Raw genomic sequence first — 22,495 nt, 5'->3', positions numbered from 1 at the left:
AAGGGGAGTACAGGTTTTCTGGCGAGAGATCGGAACCCAAGCCGAGAGGGCGATTAATAAGCGCCGAGAGATCGGAACCCAAGCCGAATGGCGGTTAAGAAGCGCCGAGAGATCGGAACCCGGGCAAACTGGTGCCCGGCAAGTATAACCCCTAGCTTCCGCCTTCAAACCCCAGCTGCCGCCAAGCCTCATACACCATCACCGCCACTGAATTGGACAGGTTCAGCGACCGGCTCTCCGGGCGCATCGGCAGGCGCAGCCAGTTCTCACGGGCAAACCAGTTGCGCACGTCCTCAGAAAGCCCCCGGGTCTCGCTGCCAAACATCAGGTAATCACCCGCTTGGAATTTCACAGCGAAAGGCGAGTTTTTACCTTTGGTGGTCATTGCAAAACAGCGTTGTGGATCGGGTTGGCAGCGGTCGAGAAATGCTTGCCAGCTTGGATGAACCAGCATGTTGGCGTACTCATGGTAGTCAAGCCCGGCGCGTCGCATACGGGCATCTTCCAGTGGAAAACCCAAAGGCTCAACCAAGTGCAACTGCACGCCAGTGTTGGCACACAAGCGAATCACATTGCCCGTGTTGGGCGGAATTTCCGGTTCAACCAATACCACATGAATCATTCTGGGGTCCTGCACACTGCCATGGTTACAATTGATTCAGCGCCTGCTTTGCGAAGCGCTGCGGCGCAGCTTTGAATGGTGGCCCCGGTGGTAATCACATCGTCAACCAGGCCGATCCGAATGTTGCCAGAGATGCGACGCGTGGCCCTGAAAGCCCCATGCAAATTCTGCAGTCGATCTTCTCGGCCCAGGGTCGCCTGCGCACCAAGTTCCCGGGTTTTGATCAGCCAATCAGCCTTCACCGGCCTTTGAATGTGCCGTCCCAAATGCCGGGCAATCAAAGCGGCTTGATTATAGCCGCGCTGCCTTAATTTGTCCGGGCTCACGGGCACAGGCACCAATACATCGGGCAGGTCCATGCCCAATTTCAGTACCCTTGTTCCCAGCCAGTGGCCTAAAAACCGGGCCATGCCATGGTTATTGCCGTATTTCAACAAAGCAATCCATTGATCAACCGGAGCAAGGTAATCACTGCACACCACGCATTCCAAAGGCGCTTGTGCGCCATGCTCAACCATGGGTTTGCAATGCCTGCAATGCGTCCATCCAAACGCTTGGAGGCGCGGACCAAGTGCAAGTGCGCAGCGTTTACAGCGCACAGCCTCGCGGTGGTGAATCAGGGGCTCGCAGTGGCTGCACACAAAGCGCCTAAAACCGGAAGTACTGTTTTGCATCGGCATTTGGCAGGCCACGCAGCGCCCCGGCACCATGGCGTCGCCCATACACTGGCAAGTTCTATAGAATAGACTGCACCACCTTTTTGCTGAAACAGCTAGCCCCACAATGTCCTCGCAGTTCTGGAAAATTCCCCGATCAAACACCGCCTTGGCGCAACAATGGTCCCGGCGCCTAGCAAAACCATTGCCTTTCATACTCGAAGAGGTAAACCAACGCATGGTGAACCGCGCGCAAATTATGCGCCCGGTCGAGGGAGGGGTGGTGCATCAAGGCTGGTTACACCCTGCGGCCTTGATGAATGTAAAAAACCTGTTTGTTGGGCGTGAATTTGCTGTGTTTGCGCCCAAGGCAATTCACGTGCCGGTAGAGCAGCTTGAACAGGCTGCCGCTTCTTTTTTGGCCAAACTTTGGCCCGGCCGGGCGGCACCCAAGCCTGCTTCGACCATCGCACTGCCAACCAACAGTCCTTTGCCTTTGCCCAGCGAAAGCCAGGCCATGATTTGGTCGCCCTTGTGGTTGCATGCTGTGGCTGACCCAGGTCAATGCCTGGCCGAATGGTTGAGGGTATTAAAACCTGAAGGCGGGGTGTTTTTCAGCTGTTTTGGTCCCGATACAGCCCGTGAATTGCAAAGTTTTGCGCAGGCCATGGGCGAATCTTTTCCCGATTTTGCAGACATGCACGACCTTGGCGACCTGATGAGCAAGCAGGGTTTTTCTGACCCGGTCATGGAAATGGAAAAGCTGACGTTGACCTACAGCTCGCCAGCCAAGTTGCTTGAGGATTGGCGTGCCCTGTGCGGTAATCACCTGGAAACGCGCAAGCAAGGTTTGCGAACGTCACGTCAGTTTTCTGAAGCCATTCTTTGTCTTGAGCGGCTGCGCGATCCGGAAACAGGGCGCATTCCTCTCACCTTGGAGCTGGTCTACGGGCACGCCTGGAAGGTCAAAAGAAAAACCAAAACCGACGTGGCTACCGTAAAAATTTCAGACATCAAGGGGCGCAAAGGCTCGAAATAGCGTGCTGCTGCGCAGCATTTTCAAATGTAGCGCATTGTTTTTAACTTATTTCTGGGAAATCAGGCGCGGATTGCACCTGTCTTATTGCTTGCTTTAGAGCCTTGAGCCTATAATTCGAAGGTTTTGATGCACTCTTTTGGGTGTGCATTGGATCTGAATGACTGCTCTCTGAGAGGTAAATGGGCATGATTCCAGAAATTTCAAGTTCAGCTAATGCGGCGAGCGGCGACGGGCAAATCCCAGCGCCGCAAAGCAGTAGATGGGTTTTTCGACGCAACTGTTCGCTTAGTCCCAAGCAGCTTTTGCAGTGGTACCTCAGTTTGTGTGCAATTACTTTGGTAGTTGCAACGGGCTTTTTGCTGGCAGGTTTCTGGATTGTGTTGCCGTTCGCTGGAATCGAGTTGTTGTTGGTGGGAACGGCGTTTGTAATTTACGCGAGGCATGCGGCTGATTACGAAATGATCGAACTGCAGCCCAACCAGCTTATTCTAGTTATGGCAGACGGCACCAAACTAACCCAGCTTGAATGGTCACCCCAATGGGCCAAATTAAGTTACAACGGAAAGTACAAAGCGCCTTTGTTGTTCAGTCACAGGGGCCAACAAGTAAAAATAGGCAAATTCATTGCCGAAAAAGACAAGTCAGCGCTGCACCGGGAATTAAAGGCAGCACTGGCAAGGGCAGCATGTGCGGTATAGGCATGCGGCTTCCACCAGTTTGATATTTTTTTTGAGATTGAGGATCGCCATGTTGAAGTCGTCCTTGGGTATTCGCAAAGCTGTTGCTTCGGCCGCTGCAATTGCGATGACATCCTTCGGAGGTGCAGCGTTTGCCGAGAATGTTTCTGGGCAACCTTTGCAGTACAACCTCGCTGAACCGGTTACCGAAATCGCGCGTCAAATCTACGATTTGCACACGTTGATGTTGGTGATCTGTCTGGTCATTTTCGTTGCCGTGTTTGGCGTGATGTTTTACTCAATCTACGCACACCGCAAGTCAAAGGGCGCCAAGTCAGCCTCTTTCCATGAAAGCGTGAAAGTTGAAATCGCATGGACCATTGTTCCGTTCCTGATCGTGATCGGCATGGCCTTGCCCGCAACCAAAACAGTGGTTGCGATGAAAGACACCTCCAACGCCGACCTCACCATCAAAGCCACTGGTTATCAATGGAAGTGGGGCTATGAATACTTGGCCGGTGAAGGTGAAGGCATTGCTTTCCTGTCCACGCTCACTACACCACGCGACCAAATTGACGACCACCAAGGTCAGGCTGTTGCACGCGGTGAAAACTACCTGATGGAAGTGGACAACCACGTTGTTGTGCCCGTGAACAAGAAAGTTCGCGTGGTAACCACTGCCAACGACGTTATTCACGCCTGGATGATTCCCGCCTTCGGCGTGAAGCAGGACGCGATTCCCGGTTTCGTGCGCGACACTTGGTTCAAAGCCGAGAAAGAAGGCATTTACCGTGGCCAGTGTGCTGAGTTGTGCGGCAAAGACCATGCTTACATGCCCATCGTGGTTGAAGTGATGTCCGAAGAAAATTACTCCAAGTGGGTTCAGGCCAAGCTTGACGAAATGAAAGCCAAGCAAGACGACCCCACCAAAGAATGGACCAAGGAAGACATGGTTGCCCGTGGCGAGCAGGTGTACAACGCCAACTGTGCGGCATGCCACCAGGCTTCTGGCGAAGGCATCCCGGGCGCATTCCCCTCACTGGTGGCTGCACCTTCGGTGGTGGGTCCACAGGCTGATCAAATTGCAATTTTGCTCAATGGCAAGGGTGCTGGCATGCCAGCCTGGAAACAGTTGAGCGATGTTGAAATTGCTTCAGTGATCACTTACACACGAAACGCTTGGGCCAACGCTGGCGCAGGCACCGACCCGGTTGTTCAGCCAAGTGCTGTTACGGCTGCACGTTAATATTGCTTAGGAGATTTACATGAGCACTACCGCGGCAGATTTAACCCACGGCCATGGTCACGACCATGACCACGCGCACGACCATCCGCATGGTTGGCGCCGTTGGTTGTACGCAACCAACCACAAAGACATCGGTACCATGTACCTGATTTTCTCGTTCATCATGCTGCTGGAAGGCGGTGTGTTGGCGCTAATGCTGCGTGCAGAACTGTTTGCACCTGGCCTGCAACTGGTTCAGCCCGAGTTCTTTAACCAGCTCACCACCATGCACGGTTTGATCATGGTGTTTGGTGCGGTAATGCCTGCATTCGTGGGCTTCGCGAACTGGATGATTCCGCTGCAAATCGGCTGTTCTGACATGGCTTTTGCCCGCATGAACAACTTCAGCTTCTGGTTGATGGTTCCTGCAGCGATCATCCTGACTGCATCGTTCTTCATGCCCGGCGGCGCAACCGCTGCTGGCTGGACTCTGTATGCACCGCTGTCTGTGCAAATGGGCCCCGGCATGGATGCAGCCATTTTCGCGATGCACATTCTGGGTGCCTCATCGATCATGGGTTCCATCAACATCATTACCACCATCCTGAACATGCGCGCTCCCGGCATGACCTTGATGAAAATGCCGATGTTCGCCTGGACCTGGTTGATCACTGCCTACCTGTTGATCGCAGTGATGCCTGTGTTGGCCGGTGCCATCACCATGGTGTTGACTGATCGCCATTTCGGCACATCCTTCTTCAATGCGGCCGGCGGCGGCGACCCCGTGATGTACCAGCACATTTTCTGGTTCTTCGGTCACCCCGAGGTGTACATCATGATCTTGCCGGCCTTCGGCATCATCAGCCACATTGTGCCCACCTTTGCACGCAAAACACTGTTCGGTTACAGCTCCATGGTGTACGCCACAGCGTCCATCGCGATTCTGTCCTTCATTGTTTGGGCGCACCACATGTTCACAACCGGCATGCCTGTAACCGGCCAGTTGTTCTTCATGTATGCAACCATGCTGATCGCGGTGCCTACTGGTGTGAAAGTGTTTAACTGGCTGGCCACCATGTGGAAAGGCTCCATGACATTCGAAACCCCCATGCTGTTTGCAGTGGGTTTCATTTTCGTGTTCACCATGGGTGGTTTCACTGGTCTTATCCTGGCTGTTGCTCCAGTTGATATTCAGCTGCAAGACACTTATTACGTGGTGGCTCACTTCCACTACGTGCTGGTGGCGGGTTCACTGTTTGCCTTGTTTGCAGGCACCTACTACTGGTTGCCCAAGTGGTCTGGCCGCATGTACAGCGAAACATTGGGCAAGTGGCACTTCTGGTCTTCACTGATCAGCTTCAACGTCACTTTCTTCCCAATGCACTTCCTGGGTTTGGCCGGTATGCCACGTCGCTACGCCGACTACGCCACACAGTTCACTGACTTCCACGCCATTGCCACCATCGGTGCTTTCTGGTTTGGTTTGTCCCAGTTGATCTTCCTGTGGTGTGTACTGCGCGCATGGATGTTCCAGAAAGGCGAAGCAGCACCTGCCAAGCCATGGGAAGGTGCCGAAGGTCTGGAGTGGACTGTTCCATCACCAGCGCCGTTCCATACTTTTGAAGATCCACCCACAGTGAAGTAATTCACCCACGGGTTTAACAATGGGGGTTTGGTATTCACCAACCCCCCGTTGCGTAAAGCGGCTTTGTGCAGGTGTTAGGCACACAAGGCTTTTTTACACAACGAATTGGTTCAGCAAGGAAGTAAGCGTGACCCCTGAGGAAAAAGAGAAAGCCAAACAAAACAAGCGCACTGGTTTGATTTTGCTGTCGGTGGCTGCCGTGTTTTTCATCGGCATTCTGATTCGCAAGGTGATGGAACCGAGCATCTTGAGTTTGGTGAACTAGGTTTTAATGAATTCGCAGTAGAGGTAAAGCAGCATGGCCAACGGAAATAGTCAGAAAACAAGCGGTTTGCACAAACAAATGGTTGTGCGCCTTGTGGTGATTGTTGTGGCCATGTTTGCCTTCGGTTACGCGCTGGTGCCTATTTACAAGGCCATTTGCGAAATCACCGGGATCAACGTGCTCACACCGCAAACCAAGAATGCGGAAGAAATCGTCAAGAACACCCAGGTGGACAAAAGCCGAAGCATTGAAGTGATTTTTGATGCCAATGAGCGGGGCAAGTTTCAGTTCAAGCCCGAGACCAATCGAATGATGGTTCACCCCGGCGAATTGGTTACCATGAATTATGTGGTGTACAACAACCTGAAGAACGACACCGCAGGCCAGGCCATACCCAGTTATTTGCCCAGCAAAGCGGCTGAGCACTTCACCAAGCTGGAATGTTTTTGCTTCAAGCAGCAACCATTCAAAGCGGGTGAAACCAAAGAGTTTCCGGTGGTGTTTGTGATCAACCCCAAGTTGCCACAAGACGTACATACCATCACATTGAGTTACACGTTTTTTGAAGTGGCCGGCGCAACAGCCATGGCAGCAGAATAATGTCGAAAGACATCAAAGAGGCCGCATCGCGTAAAGCGAGCACCGCCACTTTTCTGCAAACCCTGTCAGCCGTTTTGTGGTCGTTTTTCGGTGTCCGAAAGGGTAAAAACCACTCTGAAGACATGCAAAAGTTAAATCCGGTTCACGTCATTGTCGTGGGCCTCCTGGCAGCCGCGGGTTTTGTAATTGGGTTGCTGGTGTTGGTAAATTTTGTGGTGAGTTCCGCTTAAGCCGTACGGAATTTGCTGTTGCAGTATTGAAGCATCTAAATTAAAGAAATAGGAGAAACCACCATGCGTGCGAATGCACCATATTACTTTGTGCCCGGCTTGTCCCAGTGGCCTGTGCTTGGCGCAGTGGCCATGTTCTTTTTTGTACTGGGCATGTCCCAGTGGGTAAACGGCGCTGCATCGGGCCCTTACCTGTTTGCACTCAGCATGGGTATTCTAATTTATGTGCTCACAGGCTGGTTCAAGCATGTGGTGGGCGAATCTGAAAGTGGCCAGTACAGCGCCCGCGTGGATGTGTCTTTCCGCTGGTCAATGGGTTGGTTCATTTTCTCTGAAGTCATGTTCTTCGCCGCGTTTTTCGGTGCCTTGTTTTATGCCCGTCAAATTGCAATGCCGTGGCTTGGCGACATCGACAACAAAGCATTCCTGTGGCCCGACTTCACCGCCAACTGGCCCAATACTGGTCCGGCAGGCACTGTGGATGCGTTTCAAACCATGGGTCCATGGCCAATTCCAACCATCAACACCGCCTTGCTGCTTACTTCAGGCCTTACCCTGACTTGGGCACACCATGCGCTGATCGCCAACAAGCGTTCACAGCTGATTTGGGGCCTGGCGCTAACCGTGTTGTTGGGCGCAATCTTCATGGGCTTCCAGGCTTATGAATACATTCACGCTTACCGCGATTTGAACCTGAAACTGACTTCTGGCATTTTCGGCTCAACCTTCTTCATGCTGACCGGTTTCCACGGCTTCCACGTGACCATTGGCGCTATCATGCTGTTCTTCATCATGATTCGCTGTATCAAGGGCCACTTCACGCCAGACAGCCACTTTGCATTTGAAGCTGCTGCTTGGTACTGGCACTTCGTGGACGTGGTGTGGTTGGGCTTGTACGTGGTGGTTTACTGGCTGTAACACGGGCTTTTCCCGGCAGGCTGTAAAACACACAATGAAAAAAGCCACTGGAAAACTCCGGTGGCTTTTTTTGGATATCGAGCTTACATTGAGCTTATCGAATGCCAGTTGACTCTATCCAGCCCATGTACCAGGCAAACAGAATCAGCAGGAACAGCGCGATGGACAAACCGATGCGCATGGTTAATGCATTTACAGTTCGGCTGGACTTGCTTTTGTCTTTCATGAGAAAGAAAAAAGCCGAACCCAGACTTGCCAGAATGCCCAGGAACGCCAGGCCAATGATCAACTTCATGGTGAACACCTTTCAAAAACTAACCGTGTACAGCACACAAGTGGAAGTATGTCATGGTTAATGCAGTGAAAACACCTGGCAAAGTCAAGCTGCTCTTCACCTTGTTGATCGGGGCTGGACTGGTGTGGCTCACCTTCAGTTTGGGGCAATGGCAAACCGGGCGGGCGCAGGAAAAACAAACCCTGTTTGATGCGCAAGCGCGCGCATTGGCGGCCGAGCCTGTCTCTCCAGCCAGTGCCCGGCTGGACTTGGACAATTTGTCCTACCGGAAAATTGAATTGAGGGGTAGGTTCGAGGCCAAAGCCCTGATATATATAGACAATCGTCAAGTAAACGGAAGGCCGGCCGTTCAAGTGGTGCAGGGTTTTCGGCCAGAGGGTGCAAACTTTTTAATACCCGTTGATCGGGGCTTGTTGCTGCGAAATCCTGCCGAGCCACGGCTTGCGCCCAATATGCCAGCTGGGGCCATGCGGGACGGTGAAATGTTCAATTTACAGGGCACCATTTTGCCGCGCTTTGCCCAGTCTGCTGAATTGCGCGGCATTGCCTTGGGCGATACCGAGAATATTGTGATGGCCCAAAGCAATGGCTTTGAGGTGTGGTCGAATTTTAGTGTGAATGAATTTGAAAAGCGCACTGGCGAGCCAGTGAGCAATTTTGTGGTAACCCAGCAGCCCGTGGCGCAAACCGCTGGGCAACAGCCAAAGGCGAGTATTGCAGGTGGTTTTTATCACTTGGCAGTGCCCCTGCAAGAACAAGTGGCCAAGCATCGGGGTTATGCCTTTCAGTGGTTTACCATGTCGGCGGTGTTGGTGTTGCTGACTCTGTTTTTTGTCTACCGAGAGTTTTTTCGAAGCGAGTTTTACAAAGGGAATAAAAGATGAACGCAGCCAGCGCACCCGCGAAGCTGAACAAAGGCCGAATCACCATTTTGCTGGTGTTCCTCACCTGTGCCTTGCCCATTGCGGCGGCTTTCTATTTGTATTTTTTCGACAAGCCCGAAGGCACCAACAATTACGGCACCATTCTTGATCCACAGGTCGATGTGTCGACCGATGTGTTCAAAAACATCAATGGTGATGACTTCACCATGCAGCAGGTGGCCGACAAGTGGGTGCTGATTCAGGTGATCAACAGCAATTGCGACGAAGTGTGCCAAAACACCATGTACTTCCAGCGGCAGGCCCGTGCTTCAAAAGGCAAAGAGCAGGGCCGTATTGAACGTGTGGTGTTTGTTACCGATGACGGCCCCCTTGAAACCCTGCTGTTGCGCCAATTCCCCGATGTGCATTTTGTGCGCGCCAGCGAAGATCAGTTGAAAAGCTGGTTGCCACTGGAGCAAGGCATTGTGGGTAACAAAGGCAGTGCCGACATTGGCACTGTGCGCGACCACGTGTTTGTGGCCGACCCATTGGGCCACGTGATGATGCGTTTTCCGCCCAACAATACCCTTCAGTTCGACAAGTTTCGCAAAGACGTTAGCCGCCTGTTGTGGGCTTCAAACATCGGATAAAACGAGAGCAGCATGAGCAGTTACAAGCGTTTGGTCGCATTCACCACAGTACTTACATTCCTTTTGATTATGTTGGGCGCTTTTGTACGCCTGACCGACGCTGGTTTGGGTTGCCCAGACTGGCCGGGCTGTTATGGCAAGCTGACCCCCACGCATGCGGCCGAAGAAATTGCACAAGCTGTTGAAATTCAAGGCGGAACACACGGTCCGGTTTCAATGCCCAAAGCCTGGAAGGAAATGGCGCATCGCTACGTGGCCACATTTTTGGGTTTCTTGATTATCGGCATCATGGTGATGGCCTGGAAAAAGCGGGCTGAATTGAAACAGTCCCCCGCCTTGGCCACCTGGCTGTTTTTCGCTGTGTGTTTACAAGGTGCTTTTGGTGCCTGGACAGTTACCATGCTGCTCAAGCCGGCCATTGTGACCGGTCACCTGATCGGTGGCATGACCATTTTAGGCATGCTGACCTGGCTGTGGCTGGGGCAAACCAGCCCGGCCCGTACCGTGGCGCCGCCCCGCGATCTCAGCGGGTTGCGCGTGCTGGCGCGTGTTGGTTTTGTGGCCGTGGCAGCGCAAATTATTCTGGGTGGTTGGGTGAGCACCAACTATGCTGCGGTGGTGTGTACCGACTTTCCCACCTGTCAGGGCAGCTTCTGGCCGCACATGGAATTCAAGGATGCATTTCACATTGTTCGTCATTTGGGTGAAACACCTGAAGGTGAAATTTTGAATGTGGCATCGCTGACGGCCATTCATTTCATTCACCGCATTGGCGCTTTGGTGGTTACCGGCATTTTGGGCTTCCTCGCTTTTGCCCTGTGGCGCAACCCGGGCACCAAGCCCCTGGCCATTAAACTGGTGGCCGTGCTGGCTTTGCAAATTGCCATGGGCATTGGCAACGTGGTGTTTCAATTGCCTTTGTGGTTGGCCGTGGCGCACAATGGGGGCGCAGCGCTGTTGTTGGTCACCCTGATCTTGGTAAACTATCGGGTTGCGGGCAATCGCCATCGAATTTCATAAGGCTCCACATGCCATCCGTTGAAAAAACAAAAGCCGTGAGTAGTTTTTCTCACGTGGCCAAACAGTACTGGACATTGACCAAGCCACGTGTGGTGGCCTTGATCGTATTCTGTGCGGTCATTGGCATGTTTTTGGCAACACCCAGTTTGCCCAATGCCCAGGTGTTGATTGCGGGTACTTTGGGTATATGGCTGGTGGCAGGCGCTGCGGCTGCCTTCAATTGCCTGGTTGAGCAGCAAATTGACGCGAAAATGGCGCGCACGCGTGCACGCCCACTGCCCCGCGGTGAACTGAATTCGCTTCAAACACTCGTATTTTCCAGCATGGTGGGCGGTGTTGGGGTGTGGATTCTTTATGTGTTCGTAAACCCGCTGACCATGTGGCTGACACTGGCCACCTTTGTGGGTTACGCCATTATTTATACCTTGCTGTTAAAGCCAAACACGCCACAAAACATTGTGATTGGTGGTGCCTCGGGTGCCATGCCACCGGTGCTGGGCTGGGCAGCGGTTACCAACAGTGTTTCGGCTGAAGCGCTGGTACTGTTCCTGATTATTTTTGTGTGGACGCCGCCGCACTTCTGGGCGCTGGCCCTGTACCGCACGCAAGAATACGCGCGCGCGGGCCTGCCCATGTTGCCTGTCACCCACGGCGCTGCATTCACGCAGTTCCATGTGTTTTTGTACACCATCATGCTGGCAGCTACCACGCTGATCCCTTTCGCCATGAAAATGAGCGGGCTGATTTATCTGCTCAGCGCTGTGGTGCTGAACGCCATATTCATTGGGTATGGCTACAAGATCTGGAAGAACTACAGCGATGCCTTGGCCAAAAAGGCATTCACCTATTCCATCGCCTACCTGGCGTTTTTGTTCGCGGCCTTGTTGGTCGATCACTATGTAACGGTGTAAGCAGTATGGGCAGTTTCAAACAGTTTCGTTGGGTAAAAACATGGCTGGCTTTCGGCGCGGTGGCTCTGTTGGCCGCCTGCAGTGCAGGCCCTGCCACCTTTATCAACACAGACATCACGGGTTCTTCTTTGGTGGCCAACTTCAAGTTAAAAGACTTGTCGGGTACAGAGCGCACCATGGAAAGCTACAAAGGCAAAGTGGTGGCCATGTTTTTTGGCTACACCCATTGCCCCGATGTGTGCCCCATTACCATGCAGCAATGGAGCGAGGTGAAAGCCAAACTGGGCGAGAAGGGCGACAACTTGCAGGTGCTGTTTGTGTCTGTTGACCCAGAGCGCGACACGCCCGAGTTGCTGAAAAAGTATGTGCCCCAGTTCAACCCTACCTTTGATGCACTTACCGCGGAATCTTCCGAAGAATTGAAGCCCCTGTTGGCTGGCTTGCGGGTGTACGCCGGCAAGGTGGAAGGCAGCAGGCCCGACAACTACCTGATGGACCATACCTCCGCAAGCTATGTGTTCGACCAGCAAGGTCGCGCCCGTTTGCTGGTTCGCCACAACGCAGATTCTGCACCCGTGGTCAGCGATGTTGAACAAATTCTCGACGGCAAGTAACTAGTCTTTTCTCGCAGTAATTACGCTGCAACTGAGCTGTTGCAGGTTCATGGCCATTTGAGCCGTGAATTCTGCAATGCTGCGCTTTTTGTGCCGCTGCGCCATGCTTGTCTGTTTCGAGCTCACCGTGTCGTTTTCAATGTTGAACACAACCTCCCATTCCAGCAACAGTGGTTCGCCTTCCGGGCCGTGATTGATTAGTGCAATTACGGGTCTGCCTTCAAAGAGTTCGCTACGGATCAGGTTCAGTGTGGCTTGTGGCTTGTTGCCTGCGTACCAGTTGGCAACAAGCCCGGCCTTTTTCAGGCCCTTCAGCATGGTCGCGGGCGAGGTACCCATACTGCCACCTAGCAAATCTGGGCATTCGGCCCAGCGCATGATTTCGTGAATGTAGGGGTCATTCAAGGGGTGGCCGTGCCGATCTTTGGGCAGGTGGTTCCAGCCAATGTCATGGTGGTGCAAAATGGTACCCAGGGCGCAGGGGCCGCTTGCGCGTTGTACACCTTCAGGTGCTGTGAACGCGTAAAGGGTTGATAAATCGAATTTGGGGTTTGTGGTGAATTCGAGAGGTTTGCCAGTGCTGACAATTGATTTGGCCTCTGAAAAATCGAGTCCGAAGTTGGTGTTACCGCTCATAAAAAAAGGTCCTTTGCTGCCAAACTCAATTCACATCTTATTCAGTGAATGAGCGTATTCTCGTCACGCATAGTTCTATGCACAAAGCTAATTCCGTTGTGCAGAACAGAGCTTCGCTCGATCCGCAAAGGAATTGTCTCTTAAGTTACTAACGAGTCATATCCTATTGAGAGGACAGGCCAACCCATCGAGTGTTCAAGTGCCAGGGTCTTAACTTGGCAAATCGGGGCTGTTGCTGCTTGCTTGCAAAGGTACGGCCAAACTGCCCACAGGGGAGGGCGCACCAAGGGTTGAGAGTAAACCATCCAGTGCATCGGTCACCGGGGAAAGTACGGCGTCCAGGGGGCTGGCAGCAGGTTCTTCAGGTTCCGGGTTGGGATTCGGTTCAGGGGCAGGTGGCGGGTTGTTGTTGCCACTGGTGCCTGAGTCGTTGTTGCCCGATTCGGTGGTGCTGGTGGTTTCAGTGGTGTTTGTGTTGTCTTCGTTGTCGCTGTATATGGCTGCGGTGGCACCTAAAAACACCAGGCTTTCCAGCACCGGGTAGCCGGTCGACTCGCCATTGGCGTTGGTGGTGCCAAACAGTCCGAACAGGTCCGGGTTGTCCGCAGTACCTGCGTTGTTTTCGGAAGCCTGTTGGCCGTCGAAATACACTCCCTGGCCATACAGGTCGGTGGCGATCCACTGCGGTGCTTCGTCCATTTCAACCACTTCCAGGTTGAAGGTGGCAGCCGCACCATTCTCAATAATCAGCGCATCTTTCACGCCAGTGAACTCAATGACTGCCTTGCCGCCCGCATCGCTGAAAACACGGTCGCCCGGCAATAGAACCATGCCTGCTTGCGCGGGCAGGAAGAAACCATCCCTAATCAACTGCACACTGCCGTTGATTTTGGTGATTTTTGCCTGTTGTTCTATCGACGTGCTTACTGCGTTCATGCGTTATTCAGCGAAATTAAGCGTAATTGTAAGGACCGCCCACTTCCAGTGCTTTTTTGAAGCTGGGCATTGCGTGGATGCGTTTTACGTAAGCTGCAATTTTGGGCATGCTGTTGATGCTCTCGGCGCGACTCATGGCTGCTTCCAGTGGAAAACTCATCATGAAGTCAGCGCCGGTCATCTCGCTGCCGCAAAACCACTCATTTTTGGCCAGCACGCTTTCAATGTAAGCGAACTGCTTTTCAAGGTTGGGGTTGATGAAACTGGTTTTGACTTGCTTGGAAATGCCGCGTGCAATTGGCAGCACAATTGGCTTGAGCAAAGCGGGTACAGGGGCATTTTCAATTTTATTGAACACCAGGGTCATGACCAGTGGGGGCATGGCTGTGCCCTCGGCAAAGTGCATCCAGTAGGTGTAGTCCCGGTGTGCCTGGGTACCTGCAGCAGGGCGAAATTTGCCGCCAGCCTTGTCGATCAGGTATTCCACAATGGCGCCGCTCTCGGCCACGGTAATGTCGCCATCGGTAATCACCGGCGATTTCCCCAGGGGGTGAATTTTCAGCAATTCGGGTGGGGCCAGGTAGGTTTTGGCGTCGCGCGCATAGCGGGTTACCTTGTAAGGCAGGCCAAGTTCTTCAAGCAGCCAGATAATGCGCTGCGAGCGTGAGTGTTCCAGGTGGTGTACTTCGATCATGGTCGTAAAAAAGGGCTTGTTGCCAAGCCCTTAGTGTAGGTTAGTTTTCACCCAAAATGATTACAGCCCTGTTTTAAACCTCGCCCTGTTCATATTTCAGCAAAGCGGTTTTCATTTTTTTCATGGCCTGGGTTTCAATTTGGCGAACCCGCTCGGCCGACACACCCAGCTCTGCAGCCAGGTCGTGCAGGGTTTTGGCGTTGTCACCGGCCAACCAGCGGCTGGAAATAATGCGCTGGCTACGCTCGTCCAGGCTGGCCAAGGCCAGGTCCAGACCTTCGCTGTGCAGGCGCTCCATGTTGACACCTTCCAGCACCTCTGTGGGCTCGGCACCTTCGGCGGCCAAATAGCGCACGGGATTGTAACTGTTTTCTTCGCTGTCCACGTCTACCACCGGGTCCAGGCTGAATTCATGGCCCGCCATGCGGCGTTCCATGTCGTACACATCTTCGGGGCGTACATTCAACTCACTGGCCACCTCGTTGATTTGGTCGGGCGACAGGGTTTGGCCGTACTTCTTGAAACTGTTCAGGTTGAAAAACAGCTTGCGGTGCGCTTTGGTGGTGATCATTTTCACCATGCGCCAGTTGCGGATAATGTATTCGTGAATTTCAGCTTTGATCCAGTGCAGCGCAAAGCTGACCAGCCGCACGCCGCGTGTGGGGTCGAATCGCTTCACGGCTTTCATCAGACCAATATTGCCTTCCTGAATCAGGTCGGCGTGGGGCAAGCCATAGCCCAAATACTGGCGTGCCACTGCAACCACCAGTCGCAGGTGGCTTAGCACCAGGCGGCGGGCCGCTTCAAGATCGTTGTCGCGTTGCAGGCGTTCGCCAAGTTCAACTTCTTCCTCGGGCGACAGCATGGGAATTTGGTGTGTGGCTGAAATATAGGCATCTAGGTTGCCAAGCGGGCCACGGGCCACCAGTGCCCATGGGTCGCGCACAGCAAGGCTGCTGCCAGCGGCGCGTGGGTTAGCAAGGGTCAATGCGGTGGTCATGATTGCGGTGTTCTCCGAATTAATGAACCAATTTCCAGTTAATTTTAGCACTCCCTGCGAAAGAGTGCTAATCACCCGGAAAAGTTCCTTGGAATCACCAGCGATAACTGACTTGCGCCTGAACGGTCCGCTCTTGTGCTGCAACCGTGAACGGCGTTCCCCCGCGAATGTAGGCGCTGGGTTCGTACTCGCGGTCGAACAGGTTCTGAATATTCAGGGAAAAACGGGCCTGTTTCCAGTCATAGTGAATACTTGCATCAAACACTGTTGCATTGGGTACCTTCAAGGTATTGCTGGCGTCTGCAAAGGTAGAACCCAGGTAGCGTGCGCCCAGGCCAATACCGACGCCATTCAGCACATCGCCACGCAAGGTGTAATCAGCCCACAATGAGGCCAAGTGCTCTGGTGTTTGAACCGGGCGGCGATTCAACTCCGCTGGGTCGGTTGAGCGCGTAATTTCAACGTCGGTGTAGGTGTAGCTCGCGATCAGGTTGAGTTGGTCGGTGATTGCCGTCAGTGCCTCAAGTTCAATGCCCTTGGATCGGGCTTCGCCCGTTTGCTCTTGAGCAAATGTGTTTGGGTTTGTGGTCAGGAAGTTTTCGCGAGTCAAGTCGAACAAGGCCACATTGAACTGGCTGGCAGCGTTGGGTTGAAACTTGACCCCCACCTCGAATTGCTGACCGGTTTCGGGATCAAAATTCCGCCCGTTCGCATCGGTGCCCAAAGCCGGCAGGAAAGACTCGGTGTAACTAAGGTATGGCGCCATACCGTTGACGAATTGGTACATCAAGCTTGCGCGCCCGGTTGTGGCGCTGTCGTCTTGCCTGCTTTGCCTATTCATTAGTAGATCGTTAACCTTGTTTTTTGCTTCGTCATAGCGGCCCGCCAGGGTGGCTATCCATTGCTCGTAGCGAATTTCGTCTTGCAGGTAAAAACCCAACTGTTGCTGCTCAGTGCTGTCATTTCTGAACGGCGCGGGAATATTGACCGGCGATCCGTAGACTGGGTTGTAGATGTCAAGCGAAGGGGCTGCGCCAAAGGCTTGTATGGAATCAAGCTCGACATTCTGAAAATCGATACCGCTCAGCAAGGTGTGCTTTGCAGCCCCCAGGGAAAAGCGGTATTCCAATTGATTGTCCAATGTCAGGGAAGCCAAATTGCCAAAGCTGCTGAAGTAAGCACGGTCCACTGTGCGTTGGTCAGCCTGAAGTGAGTTGCTGAACACCACCACATCGTTCAGATCGGTTTGGTAGTAGCGCGTGTTCTGTCGAAGTGTGACGGAGTCGTTGAGCTTGTGTTCCAAAAGCGAGGTCACAGAAAATTCCTCCCTTTCGTATTTGTCCACACCGGGTTCGCCCGAGAAGCGGTTGCGTGGAATTGGTCCGTTTGGATTGGGCAGAAGCGTACCTGCAGCAGGCAAGGCCTGTGAAGAAATGGTGTCGTCTTTCTGGTAGTGGGTGAGTAGCGTTAAGCTGGTGTCAAAATTGGGTTTCCAGGTGATCGCTGGCGCAATGTAAATTCTGTCGTCGTGCACAAAATCCACCTGTGTGTCGCTGTTTCGCAATAAACCGGTCAGGCGATAGCTGAATTCATCATTGCTTTCAAGCGCACCGCCAATGTCCAAAGTGGCTTGTTTTCTGTCAAAGCTGCCCACTTCAATGCCAAATTCACGGTGTGTTTCCTGGCTGGGCCGGCGCGTCACAAAATTAACCAAACCGCCAGGGCTGGCCTGCCCGTACAGCACGGAGGAGGGGCCGCGTAACACTTCAATTCGCTCAGCACCAAAGGGCTCCAGGCCATAGCTGATTGAAAACCCGGGATTGCTGAGTTTAAGGCCATCGCGAAACAGCCCTGTCGTGGACGCATCAAAGCCACGAATTCTGAAAAAGGTGAAACGGGGTTCCACTCCAAATGGCTCGCCCTGAATACCGGGCGTGTAGCGCAATGCCTGGCCCAAATCGTTTGCGTTTTGATCTTCGAGTTGATCGCGACCAATCACTGAAATGGCTTGGGCTGTCTCAGCGATTGCTGTATTGGTTTTTGTTGCAGTGGCACTGCGGCTGGCAGCATAGCCCTCAAAAGGGCCGGCAGGATTTTCCTGGGCTGGGGTTTGTTCTACCACTTTCACTTCGGGCAATGTTTGTCCGGCCGGGGAAGTTGTGTTGGCGAAGGCAACTGTGTGCCCACTCAGGGCAGCGACGATGAGTAGGTGTAACAGGGCATAGGGTTGCTGGGGTTTTTGCATGGCAAGGTTCTGGGGGATGTTTGAGTGATCGGAATAAAGATTTATTAATAGTAACAATAATGCGAATCATTATCAATTAAATTGGAATAGTGGTTCTCTTGAAAATTTGTCACTACCCGAGTTTGCCGCTTTATTGCTCGATCAAAAAACCTTCAGCCCACATTTTGCCAAGCATCTTCAGGACATCGTGCTCAAGTTGTTTTTGTGGCACTTCTACAAATACCTCGGCCAATGCTTCGGCCAGCTCCCCGGCGTTGCCCGGCATTTCAAGCAGCGCCCACACGGCTTGCCCCTCGGTGTTCAGGCGCCAAAGGGTGTGTTCGCCAGCTTGCCATAGGAAGGCGGACTGATCGATGCGGCGCAAGGCTGCGGTAGGTGCTCGTTTGAATACGCGGCCCGTGTCTGCAAGCGTATGGGTCTCGGGGGTTGGCGGCACCCAACCCTGTGCAGGCTTCACCTGAAGATCAGGATTAATGGCCTCTTTGCCATCAAAAGCTTTTCGAAGCAGTTGCACGGCTTCCTCCAGGTTGCTGTACACCAGTCGAACGCAAGTAATTTTGCCCAGAAGTGCTTGCGTTGTTGCCAAGGCTTCGCCGGGCGAGTTGAACTGCCCCATATTCTGTTCAAGTGTGTAAAACAGGGCATCGTCTTCGTTCACGGTGTGAAGGCATGCCGGGGTGTCGGTTTGCCGGTCCAGTACCACGATTGCGCCAAGCGGCAGGCGCACGCCGTGCAGTGCCACGTTGCTGGCACACAGGTAACCGTAGCGGCTGTCGTGTGGCCCCATGTGTTGCCTGGCAAACTGCTTGAAATGCATGCTCGCCTTGGCGGGCAGGGGCAGGCGCAAACGTGGTGCTACACCCAGCGCCACACCTTCCCCCTGAGGGCTGATGGGCAATACATCGTCACAGAAAATTTGCAGGTCTGGTTCGGCGCAAAGTCTTGCAATCAGCGTGCTTTTGCCTGCCCGTCGCGGGCCTGTAACCGCAATAAGCCGACCCCCGATTGCAAAAGCCCCTGCATGCAGGGCAATCGGGTTTGGACTTTCCTCAATGTGGGTTTCAAGCACATCGGCCAGCAGTGCGCACAGTGCACTGGCGGCGGGCAAGCCAAGCAATGGCTCGTCCAGATAAACAGATTCAATGTCAAAAGTGTAGGGGGTGTTCTGGCTGTTGTTAATCCTCGTAATGCAGTTGTGTGGCATGTCACAGGCTTTGCCATGTGTTGGTGTGCAGGTGTATTTCCAGCTTGGAACAAGCTGTGTGAGGCCTTGGAGCAACGCCGGCTCGTTGGGCACGCACACTTCACCTGCCGTGCCTTCGAACCTCAGCAACAGGCAGGCGGGGCTTTGTTGTGGTACTGCGTTCATTGTCTAGAAGCGAATATAAAACCAGGGGCGGCTTACCCGGGAATAACGCGAGTAGCGGGAATATCGTGAATATCTGCTTGGGCGTGAGCGCCGGGAAGAACGGTAGCCCCGGCCATAGCGTGTGTGGTAATGGTCATACCGGGATGGGCGTGACTTTCGGCTGGGCCTGGAACGGCTACCTGCCTGTGCCGTGGCCAAGCCCACCATTGCAGGCGCGGCATACAACGCACCCACGGCCAAACCCACTTTGGCCAGCATGGCCCTTCTTGCTTTTAATTTCTCATCGTCTGTGTGTGACATTCTACTTCCCCTGTCAATTGTGGTCGCCTCGAGAATTGCGCCCATTCACTTGAAACGCAGCTATTCAAAAAGTGCTGACAGAGTTGTAAGCCTGTTTGCATTCTTTACATAACTAAACATTTCAATTGATAATCGCACTAACAATTCATAAAAAAATTATTTGAAAACGCCAAGCGACAACCACACTTTTGGGGAAAAGGGTTTGAAGAACTTATTGATACTGGAAGACCATCCGACCTCGGCCATGGTCGTTGAGGAAATTATTGCTGCTGTCGTGCCGGGCTTAACTGCTCGGGTGGTTGATTCTGTTGAGCAGCTTCAGCAAATAGAGCCAGCGGATGTAGACCTGGTGGTCTCCGACCTGGTGTTGCCCGACAGCAAACCTGCTGAGGTAATCGATATGGTGTCACAACGTTTTTCCAGCTCACTTCGCATTTTTTTTACCGCTCTGGGCGATGCGAGAATTGAAAGGCAGGTGGCCAATTCGGGTGCGCTGCTGCTCTCCAAAAGCCAGCATTACAAAGAATTAATGGTTCAGGTTCAAGCTTTCCTGAAACGTGATTCAGTCAACCTGAATTCAATTTCACAACGGAACGAGTTTCAAAGTCTGATTCAAATGCCCGGTAGCCCCAAGCCTTTGACCATCAAACAGGCACAGGTGATGGAACAGGTGTCCCTTGGTAGAACAGGCAAGGAAATTGCAAAGATACTGGGCATGAGTCCCGACACGGTGAATGCCCACATCAAGGAAGCCTTTGGGCGACTGGGTGTTCAAAACCGTGGCGAGGCAGTGAGCAATTATTCGGTTGCAAGAAAGCTGGCGGCCCGCCTGCATGGGGAGGCCGCGCTGGCGCACTTGCAGCCCAACGCCGATTAGACTGTTTGAATGAACCTGAAACGCTATTTGCTGGTGCGGATGATCACCCTTGGCCTGTTGTGCTGGGTGCTGATTTCCGCCTATGTGGTGCTGCGCACGGCCAATGAGGTGGACGAAGCCTTGGCCAGCGATGCCACGCGCTTGCACGAGATGGTGGAGTACTCCATGTACAAGCGGCAAATTAATCCCGAAATCGAGGGCTCGCCCGTGCTGGTGGGCAGCCAGTACGGTTTGTTGTTGGCACCTTATTGCATACGTTACGAGGGCTGGAACGGACAGGTGCGGCAAGAGGGTTGTGAGCAGCTGGTACGCCATCCTGTCGAGGCCCAGTTGATGCGCCTGTTGGGTGTACAAATTGAAGCGCAGCCGCGCCCCGTTGGCCTGTGGGGCCAACCATTCGGTGAGTTGATCATCACCGCTGACCCGCAGTTGGTGCTGGCCAAATTCTGGAATACGCTGCGCGACTTGCTGTTGCTTAGCACCCTGATCGTGGCCAGCCTTGCCGCCTTGACTTATGTGGTCATTGGTCGCGCCTTGCAGCCCGCCGCAACCTTGGTCGAAAAAATCGATTCGATTGCCATTTCCGAGGACAGCCCGCCGCCAGCGCAACTTCCAGATGTGCAGCCACGGGAGTTTGGCCGTATTGCGCAAGGGGTAAACCGCTTGAACGAGCGTTTGTGGCGGCTTACCCAAACCCGCCGAAACCTGATGATGAAGTTGCTGAATGTGCAGGAAGATGAACGGCGGGAGTTGGCCCACTTGGTGCACGCAGATTTGGGCCAGTCTCTTAGCCTGATCGCGGTGAATTGCGCCCAGCTGCGCGCGCAAGTGAAAGGTGGCGATACTGAGGTGCAGGAAAAGCTGGAAGAAATCGAGCTGCAAATTGAGGGCGCGTTCGAGCGCATGCGGGCGGTGTTGGTCAACAAGTGCCCGCCTGTGTTAGAGGGGGCTGATCTTGGCATGGCCATTCAAGACCTGTGCACTCGCTGGGAAATTAATGCGGGCAGCGGTTGGACGGTGAACCTGAATCTAGAACCTGCCGCCTTGAACAGTTTGGACCAAGACCGCGCCCTGTGTGTTTACCGTACCGTGGAAGAGTGCCTGGCCAATGTGCGGCGGCACGCAGCACCGGGGGTGCCCGTGAATTTGGGTTTGGCATTGCAGGCTGGGGTGCTAGAACTGCGTGTTGAAAACTGCTTGCCCCAACCGATTGAAACGCAGGTGCCATCGGGCGGCATGGGCTTGAACTTGCTGGCTGAACGGGTACGTGTACATGGTGGTGTATTCAAAGCCCAGGTTGAAGAAAACCGGTTTGTGGTGTCTGCCCGTTTTCAACAAAAAGGTACTTCATGAACAACGCTGACCTCAGTATTTTGCTGGTGGATGACCACGCCGTGGTGCGTGCCGGTTATCGGCATTTGTTGGAAACACAAGGTGGTTTCAAGCAGGTGCGTGAGGCTGAAAACGCGCAGGAGGCTTATGCCGCTTGCCAAAAAGACTTGCCTGCGCTGGTGATTTGCGACATCAGCATGCCCGAGCCGGTCGGCTTGAACCTGGTTCAGCGGGTGTTGGGGCGTTGGCCTGAGGTGAAATTTCTGATGTTTACCATGCACAATTCAATCGAACTGGCGCGTGCGTGTATGGACGCTGGCGCAAAAGGTTATGTCACCAAAAGCAGCAGGCCCGAAGTGCTGTTGCGCGCCATTGGCGAGGTCTTGGCAGGCCGCACTTTCATGAGTGCTGACTTGTCGCGTTTAATGGCACTCTCGCGCTTGCGCGACAACAGGGGTGGGCTTGATGAATTGAGCAGCCGCGAGTTCGAGGTGTTGTGTTTGCTGGTGGCTGGTCAGTCGGCTGAGCAAATTGGCGACTTGCTTTTCCTGAGCGCAAAAACCATTCACAACATTCATTACCAGATCAAAAAGAAATTACAGGTTAGTAGTGACATTGAACTGACCAAGCTTGCGATTGCTTGGGGATTGACCACTCCGCTGGTTTGATTTCACATCCCTCTCACGCGTCAGGACCTCGTCAGTTTGAATCCGTAGCGTTCAAAAAAAAGTAATAAAAACAAAACACTAAATCAAGAACGCTTGGGAGACAAAGCATGGTACGGGATATCGCACGGCCAAGGTGGGGCCTATGTTGCATCGGATTGTTGTTGGGTGGGTGTTTGGGTGGAGGTGATTCAGTAGGTCCGAACGTTGG

26 protein-coding genes are annotated in these 22,495 nt (G+C 53.4%); 16 read left to right on the top strand and 10 right to left on the bottom strand.

What is annotated here, in order from left to right; translation table 11 throughout:
• Positions 1–151: 151 nt before the first annotated feature.
• Both trmL and BSZ31_RS03250 read right to left on the bottom strand, forming a co-directional pair.
• Complete coding sequence (gene trmL / locus BSZ31_RS03255) at positions 152–622, bottom strand: tRNA (uridine(34)/cytosine(34)/5-carboxymethylaminomethyluridine(34)-2'-O)-methyltransferase TrmL (protein ID WP_105027537.1); 471 nt, start codon at positions 620–622, stop codon at positions 152–154.
• Entirely contained in the window at positions 619–1,344 is a 726-nt protein-coding gene (locus BSZ31_RS03250) for a ComF family protein (protein ID WP_105027536.1), read from the bottom strand. Before BSZ31_RS03250 ends, trmL begins: the two co-directional genes overlap by 4 nt.
• 139 nt (positions 1,345–1,483) lie before the next feature.
• Between BSZ31_RS03250 and BSZ31_RS03245 the strand changes: the two genes are divergently transcribed.
• The 8 genes from BSZ31_RS03245 to BSZ31_RS03215 all read left to right on the top strand — a co-directional run bounded on the left by BSZ31_RS03245 (position 1,484) and on the right by BSZ31_RS03215 (position 7,877).
• Entirely contained in the window at positions 1,484–2,317 is an 834-nt protein-coding gene (locus BSZ31_RS03245) for a methyltransferase domain-containing protein (RefSeq protein ID WP_168426826.1), read from the top strand.
• Positions 2,318–2,502: 185 nt separating this feature from the next.
• Positions 2,503–3,015 (top strand): DUF2244 domain-containing protein, encoded by a 513-nt coding sequence (locus BSZ31_RS03240; protein ID WP_206018537.1) that lies wholly within the window; start codon positions 2,503–2,505, stop codon positions 3,013–3,015.
• Between the two features lie 106 nt (positions 3,016–3,121).
• Positions 3,122–4,240 carry a cytochrome c oxidase subunit II gene (coxB, locus tag BSZ31_RS03235; protein ID WP_240605756.1) on the top strand — a complete coding sequence of 373 codons (1,119 nt, stop codon included), beginning with the start codon at positions 3,122–3,124 and terminating at the stop codon, positions 4,238–4,240.
• A 19-nt stretch (positions 4,241–4,259) separates the two neighbouring features.
• Positions 4,260–5,864, top strand: coding sequence for a cytochrome c oxidase subunit I (gene ctaD / locus BSZ31_RS03230; protein ID WP_008247542.1), 1,605 nt, complete (start codon positions 4,260–4,262; stop codon positions 5,862–5,864).
• A 127-nt stretch (positions 5,865–5,991) separates the two neighbouring features.
• On the top strand, positions 5,992–6,129 hold the full coding sequence (locus tag BSZ31_RS16830; protein ID WP_008247543.1) for a cytochrome oxidase small assembly protein: 138 nt from the start codon (positions 5,992–5,994) through the stop codon (positions 6,127–6,129).
• A gap of 33 nt (positions 6,130–6,162) precedes the next feature.
• A complete protein-coding gene (locus tag BSZ31_RS03225; protein WP_105027532.1) occupies positions 6,163–6,729 on the top strand; it encodes a cytochrome c oxidase assembly protein in 567 nt (188 codons plus the stop codon).
• Positions 6,729–6,959, top strand: coding sequence for a DUF2970 domain-containing protein (locus BSZ31_RS03220; protein WP_105027531.1), 231 nt, complete (start codon positions 6,729–6,731; stop codon positions 6,957–6,959). Before BSZ31_RS03225 ends, BSZ31_RS03220 begins: the two co-directional genes overlap by 1 nt.
• A gap of 63 nt (positions 6,960–7,022) precedes the next feature.
• Complete coding sequence (locus tag BSZ31_RS03215) at positions 7,023–7,877, top strand: cytochrome c oxidase subunit 3 (RefSeq protein ID WP_105027530.1); 855 nt, start codon at positions 7,023–7,025, stop codon at positions 7,875–7,877.
• A gap of 94 nt (positions 7,878–7,971) precedes the next feature.
• Here BSZ31_RS03215 and BSZ31_RS03210 read toward each other — a convergent pair whose 3' ends face one another.
• Positions 7,972–8,172: a twin transmembrane helix small protein gene (locus BSZ31_RS03210; RefSeq protein WP_008247552.1), complete on the bottom strand. Its 201-nt coding sequence runs from the start codon at positions 8,170–8,172 to the stop codon at positions 7,972–7,974.
• 53 nt (positions 8,173–8,225) lie between these two features.
• Between BSZ31_RS03210 and BSZ31_RS03205 the strand changes: the two genes are divergently transcribed.
• From BSZ31_RS03205 to BSZ31_RS03185, 5 genes are read left to right on the top strand one after another with little or no spacing between them, the layout of a single operon-like run.
• The gene (locus BSZ31_RS03205; RefSeq protein WP_105027529.1) at positions 8,226–9,056 is read left to right on the top strand and encodes an SURF1 family protein; all 831 of its coding nucleotides are present in this window, start codon (positions 8,226–8,228) and stop codon (positions 9,054–9,056) included.
• Entirely contained in the window at positions 9,053–9,685 is a 633-nt protein-coding gene (locus tag BSZ31_RS03200; protein WP_105027528.1) for a cytochrome C oxidase subunit I, read from the top strand. Before BSZ31_RS03205 ends, BSZ31_RS03200 begins: the two co-directional genes overlap by 4 nt.
• Positions 9,686–9,697: 12 nt before the next feature.
• Complete coding sequence (locus BSZ31_RS03195) at positions 9,698–10,705, top strand: heme A synthase (protein ID WP_105027527.1); 1,008 nt, start codon at positions 9,698–9,700, stop codon at positions 10,703–10,705.
• An 8-nt stretch (positions 10,706–10,713) separates the two neighbouring features.
• The gene (gene cyoE, locus BSZ31_RS03190; protein ID WP_105027526.1) at positions 10,714–11,616 is read left to right on the top strand and encodes a heme o synthase; all 903 of its coding nucleotides are present in this window, start codon (positions 10,714–10,716) and stop codon (positions 11,614–11,616) included.
• Between the two features lie 5 nt (positions 11,617–11,621).
• Positions 11,622–12,230 carry an SCO family protein gene (locus BSZ31_RS03185; protein WP_105027525.1) on the top strand — a complete coding sequence of 203 codons (609 nt, stop codon included), beginning with the start codon at positions 11,622–11,624 and terminating at the stop codon, positions 12,228–12,230.
• On the opposite strand, the gene BSZ31_RS03180 is transcribed toward BSZ31_RS03185, so the two are convergent.
• The 7 genes from BSZ31_RS03180 to BSZ31_RS16670 form a co-directional block, all read right to left on the bottom strand.
• Positions 12,231–12,866, bottom strand: coding sequence for a hypothetical protein (locus tag BSZ31_RS03180; RefSeq protein WP_105027524.1), 636 nt, complete (start codon positions 12,864–12,866; stop codon positions 12,231–12,233).
• A gap of 210 nt (positions 12,867–13,076) precedes the next feature.
• Entirely contained in the window at positions 13,077–13,802 is a 726-nt protein-coding gene (locus BSZ31_RS03175) for a hypothetical protein (RefSeq protein ID WP_105027523.1), read from the bottom strand.
• A gap of 16 nt (positions 13,803–13,818) precedes the next feature.
• A complete protein-coding gene (locus BSZ31_RS03170; protein WP_105027522.1) occupies positions 13,819–14,496 on the bottom strand; it encodes a glutathione S-transferase in 678 nt (225 codons plus the stop codon).
• A 73-nt stretch (positions 14,497–14,569) separates the two neighbouring features.
• Positions 14,570–15,496, bottom strand: coding sequence for an RNA polymerase sigma factor RpoH (gene rpoH, locus BSZ31_RS03165; RefSeq protein WP_105027521.1), 927 nt, complete (start codon positions 15,494–15,496; stop codon positions 14,570–14,572).
• A gap of 94 nt (positions 15,497–15,590) precedes the next feature.
• Entirely contained in the window at positions 15,591–17,741 is a 2,151-nt protein-coding gene (locus tag BSZ31_RS03160) for a TonB-dependent siderophore receptor (RefSeq protein WP_105027520.1), read from the bottom strand.
• A gap of 130 nt (positions 17,742–17,871) precedes the next feature.
• Positions 17,872–19,110 (bottom strand): PqqD family protein, encoded by a 1,239-nt coding sequence (locus BSZ31_RS03155; protein WP_105027519.1) that lies wholly within the window; start codon positions 19,108–19,110, stop codon positions 17,872–17,874.
• A gap of 3 nt (positions 19,111–19,113) precedes the next feature.
• Positions 19,114–19,410 (bottom strand): hypothetical protein, encoded by a 297-nt coding sequence (locus BSZ31_RS16670; RefSeq protein WP_146106571.1) that lies wholly within the window; start codon positions 19,408–19,410, stop codon positions 19,114–19,116.
• 202 nt (positions 19,411–19,612) lie between these two features.
• On the opposite strand from BSZ31_RS16670, the gene BSZ31_RS03145 reads away from it, so the two are divergent.
• Genes BSZ31_RS03145 through BSZ31_RS03135 form a run of 3 tightly spaced genes read left to right on the top strand, consistent with a single transcriptional unit; the run spans position 19,613 to position 22,287 of the window.
• On the top strand, positions 19,613–20,287 hold the full coding sequence (locus BSZ31_RS03145) for a response regulator transcription factor (protein ID WP_146106570.1): 675 nt from the start codon (positions 19,613–19,615) through the stop codon (positions 20,285–20,287).
• A 9-nt stretch (positions 20,288–20,296) separates the two neighbouring features.
• On the top strand, positions 20,297–21,640 hold the full coding sequence (locus BSZ31_RS03140) for a sensor histidine kinase (RefSeq protein ID WP_105027516.1): 1,344 nt from the start codon (positions 20,297–20,299) through the stop codon (positions 21,638–21,640).
• Positions 21,637–22,287, top strand: coding sequence for a response regulator transcription factor (locus tag BSZ31_RS03135; protein WP_105027515.1), 651 nt, complete (start codon positions 21,637–21,639; stop codon positions 22,285–22,287). Before BSZ31_RS03140 ends, BSZ31_RS03135 begins: the two co-directional genes overlap by 4 nt.
• The last annotated feature ends 208 nt before the right edge of the window (positions 22,288–22,495 follow it).

It is taken from the genome of Limnobacter sp. SAORIC-690 (genome assembly GCF_002954425.1).
GTDB classification, from domain to species: domain Bacteria; phylum Pseudomonadota; class Gammaproteobacteria; order Burkholderiales; family Burkholderiaceae_B; genus Limnobacter; species Limnobacter profundi.
The sequence above is the reverse complement of the archived record's forward strand: the minus strand, read 5'-3'. Positions and strand labels throughout refer to the sequence as shown.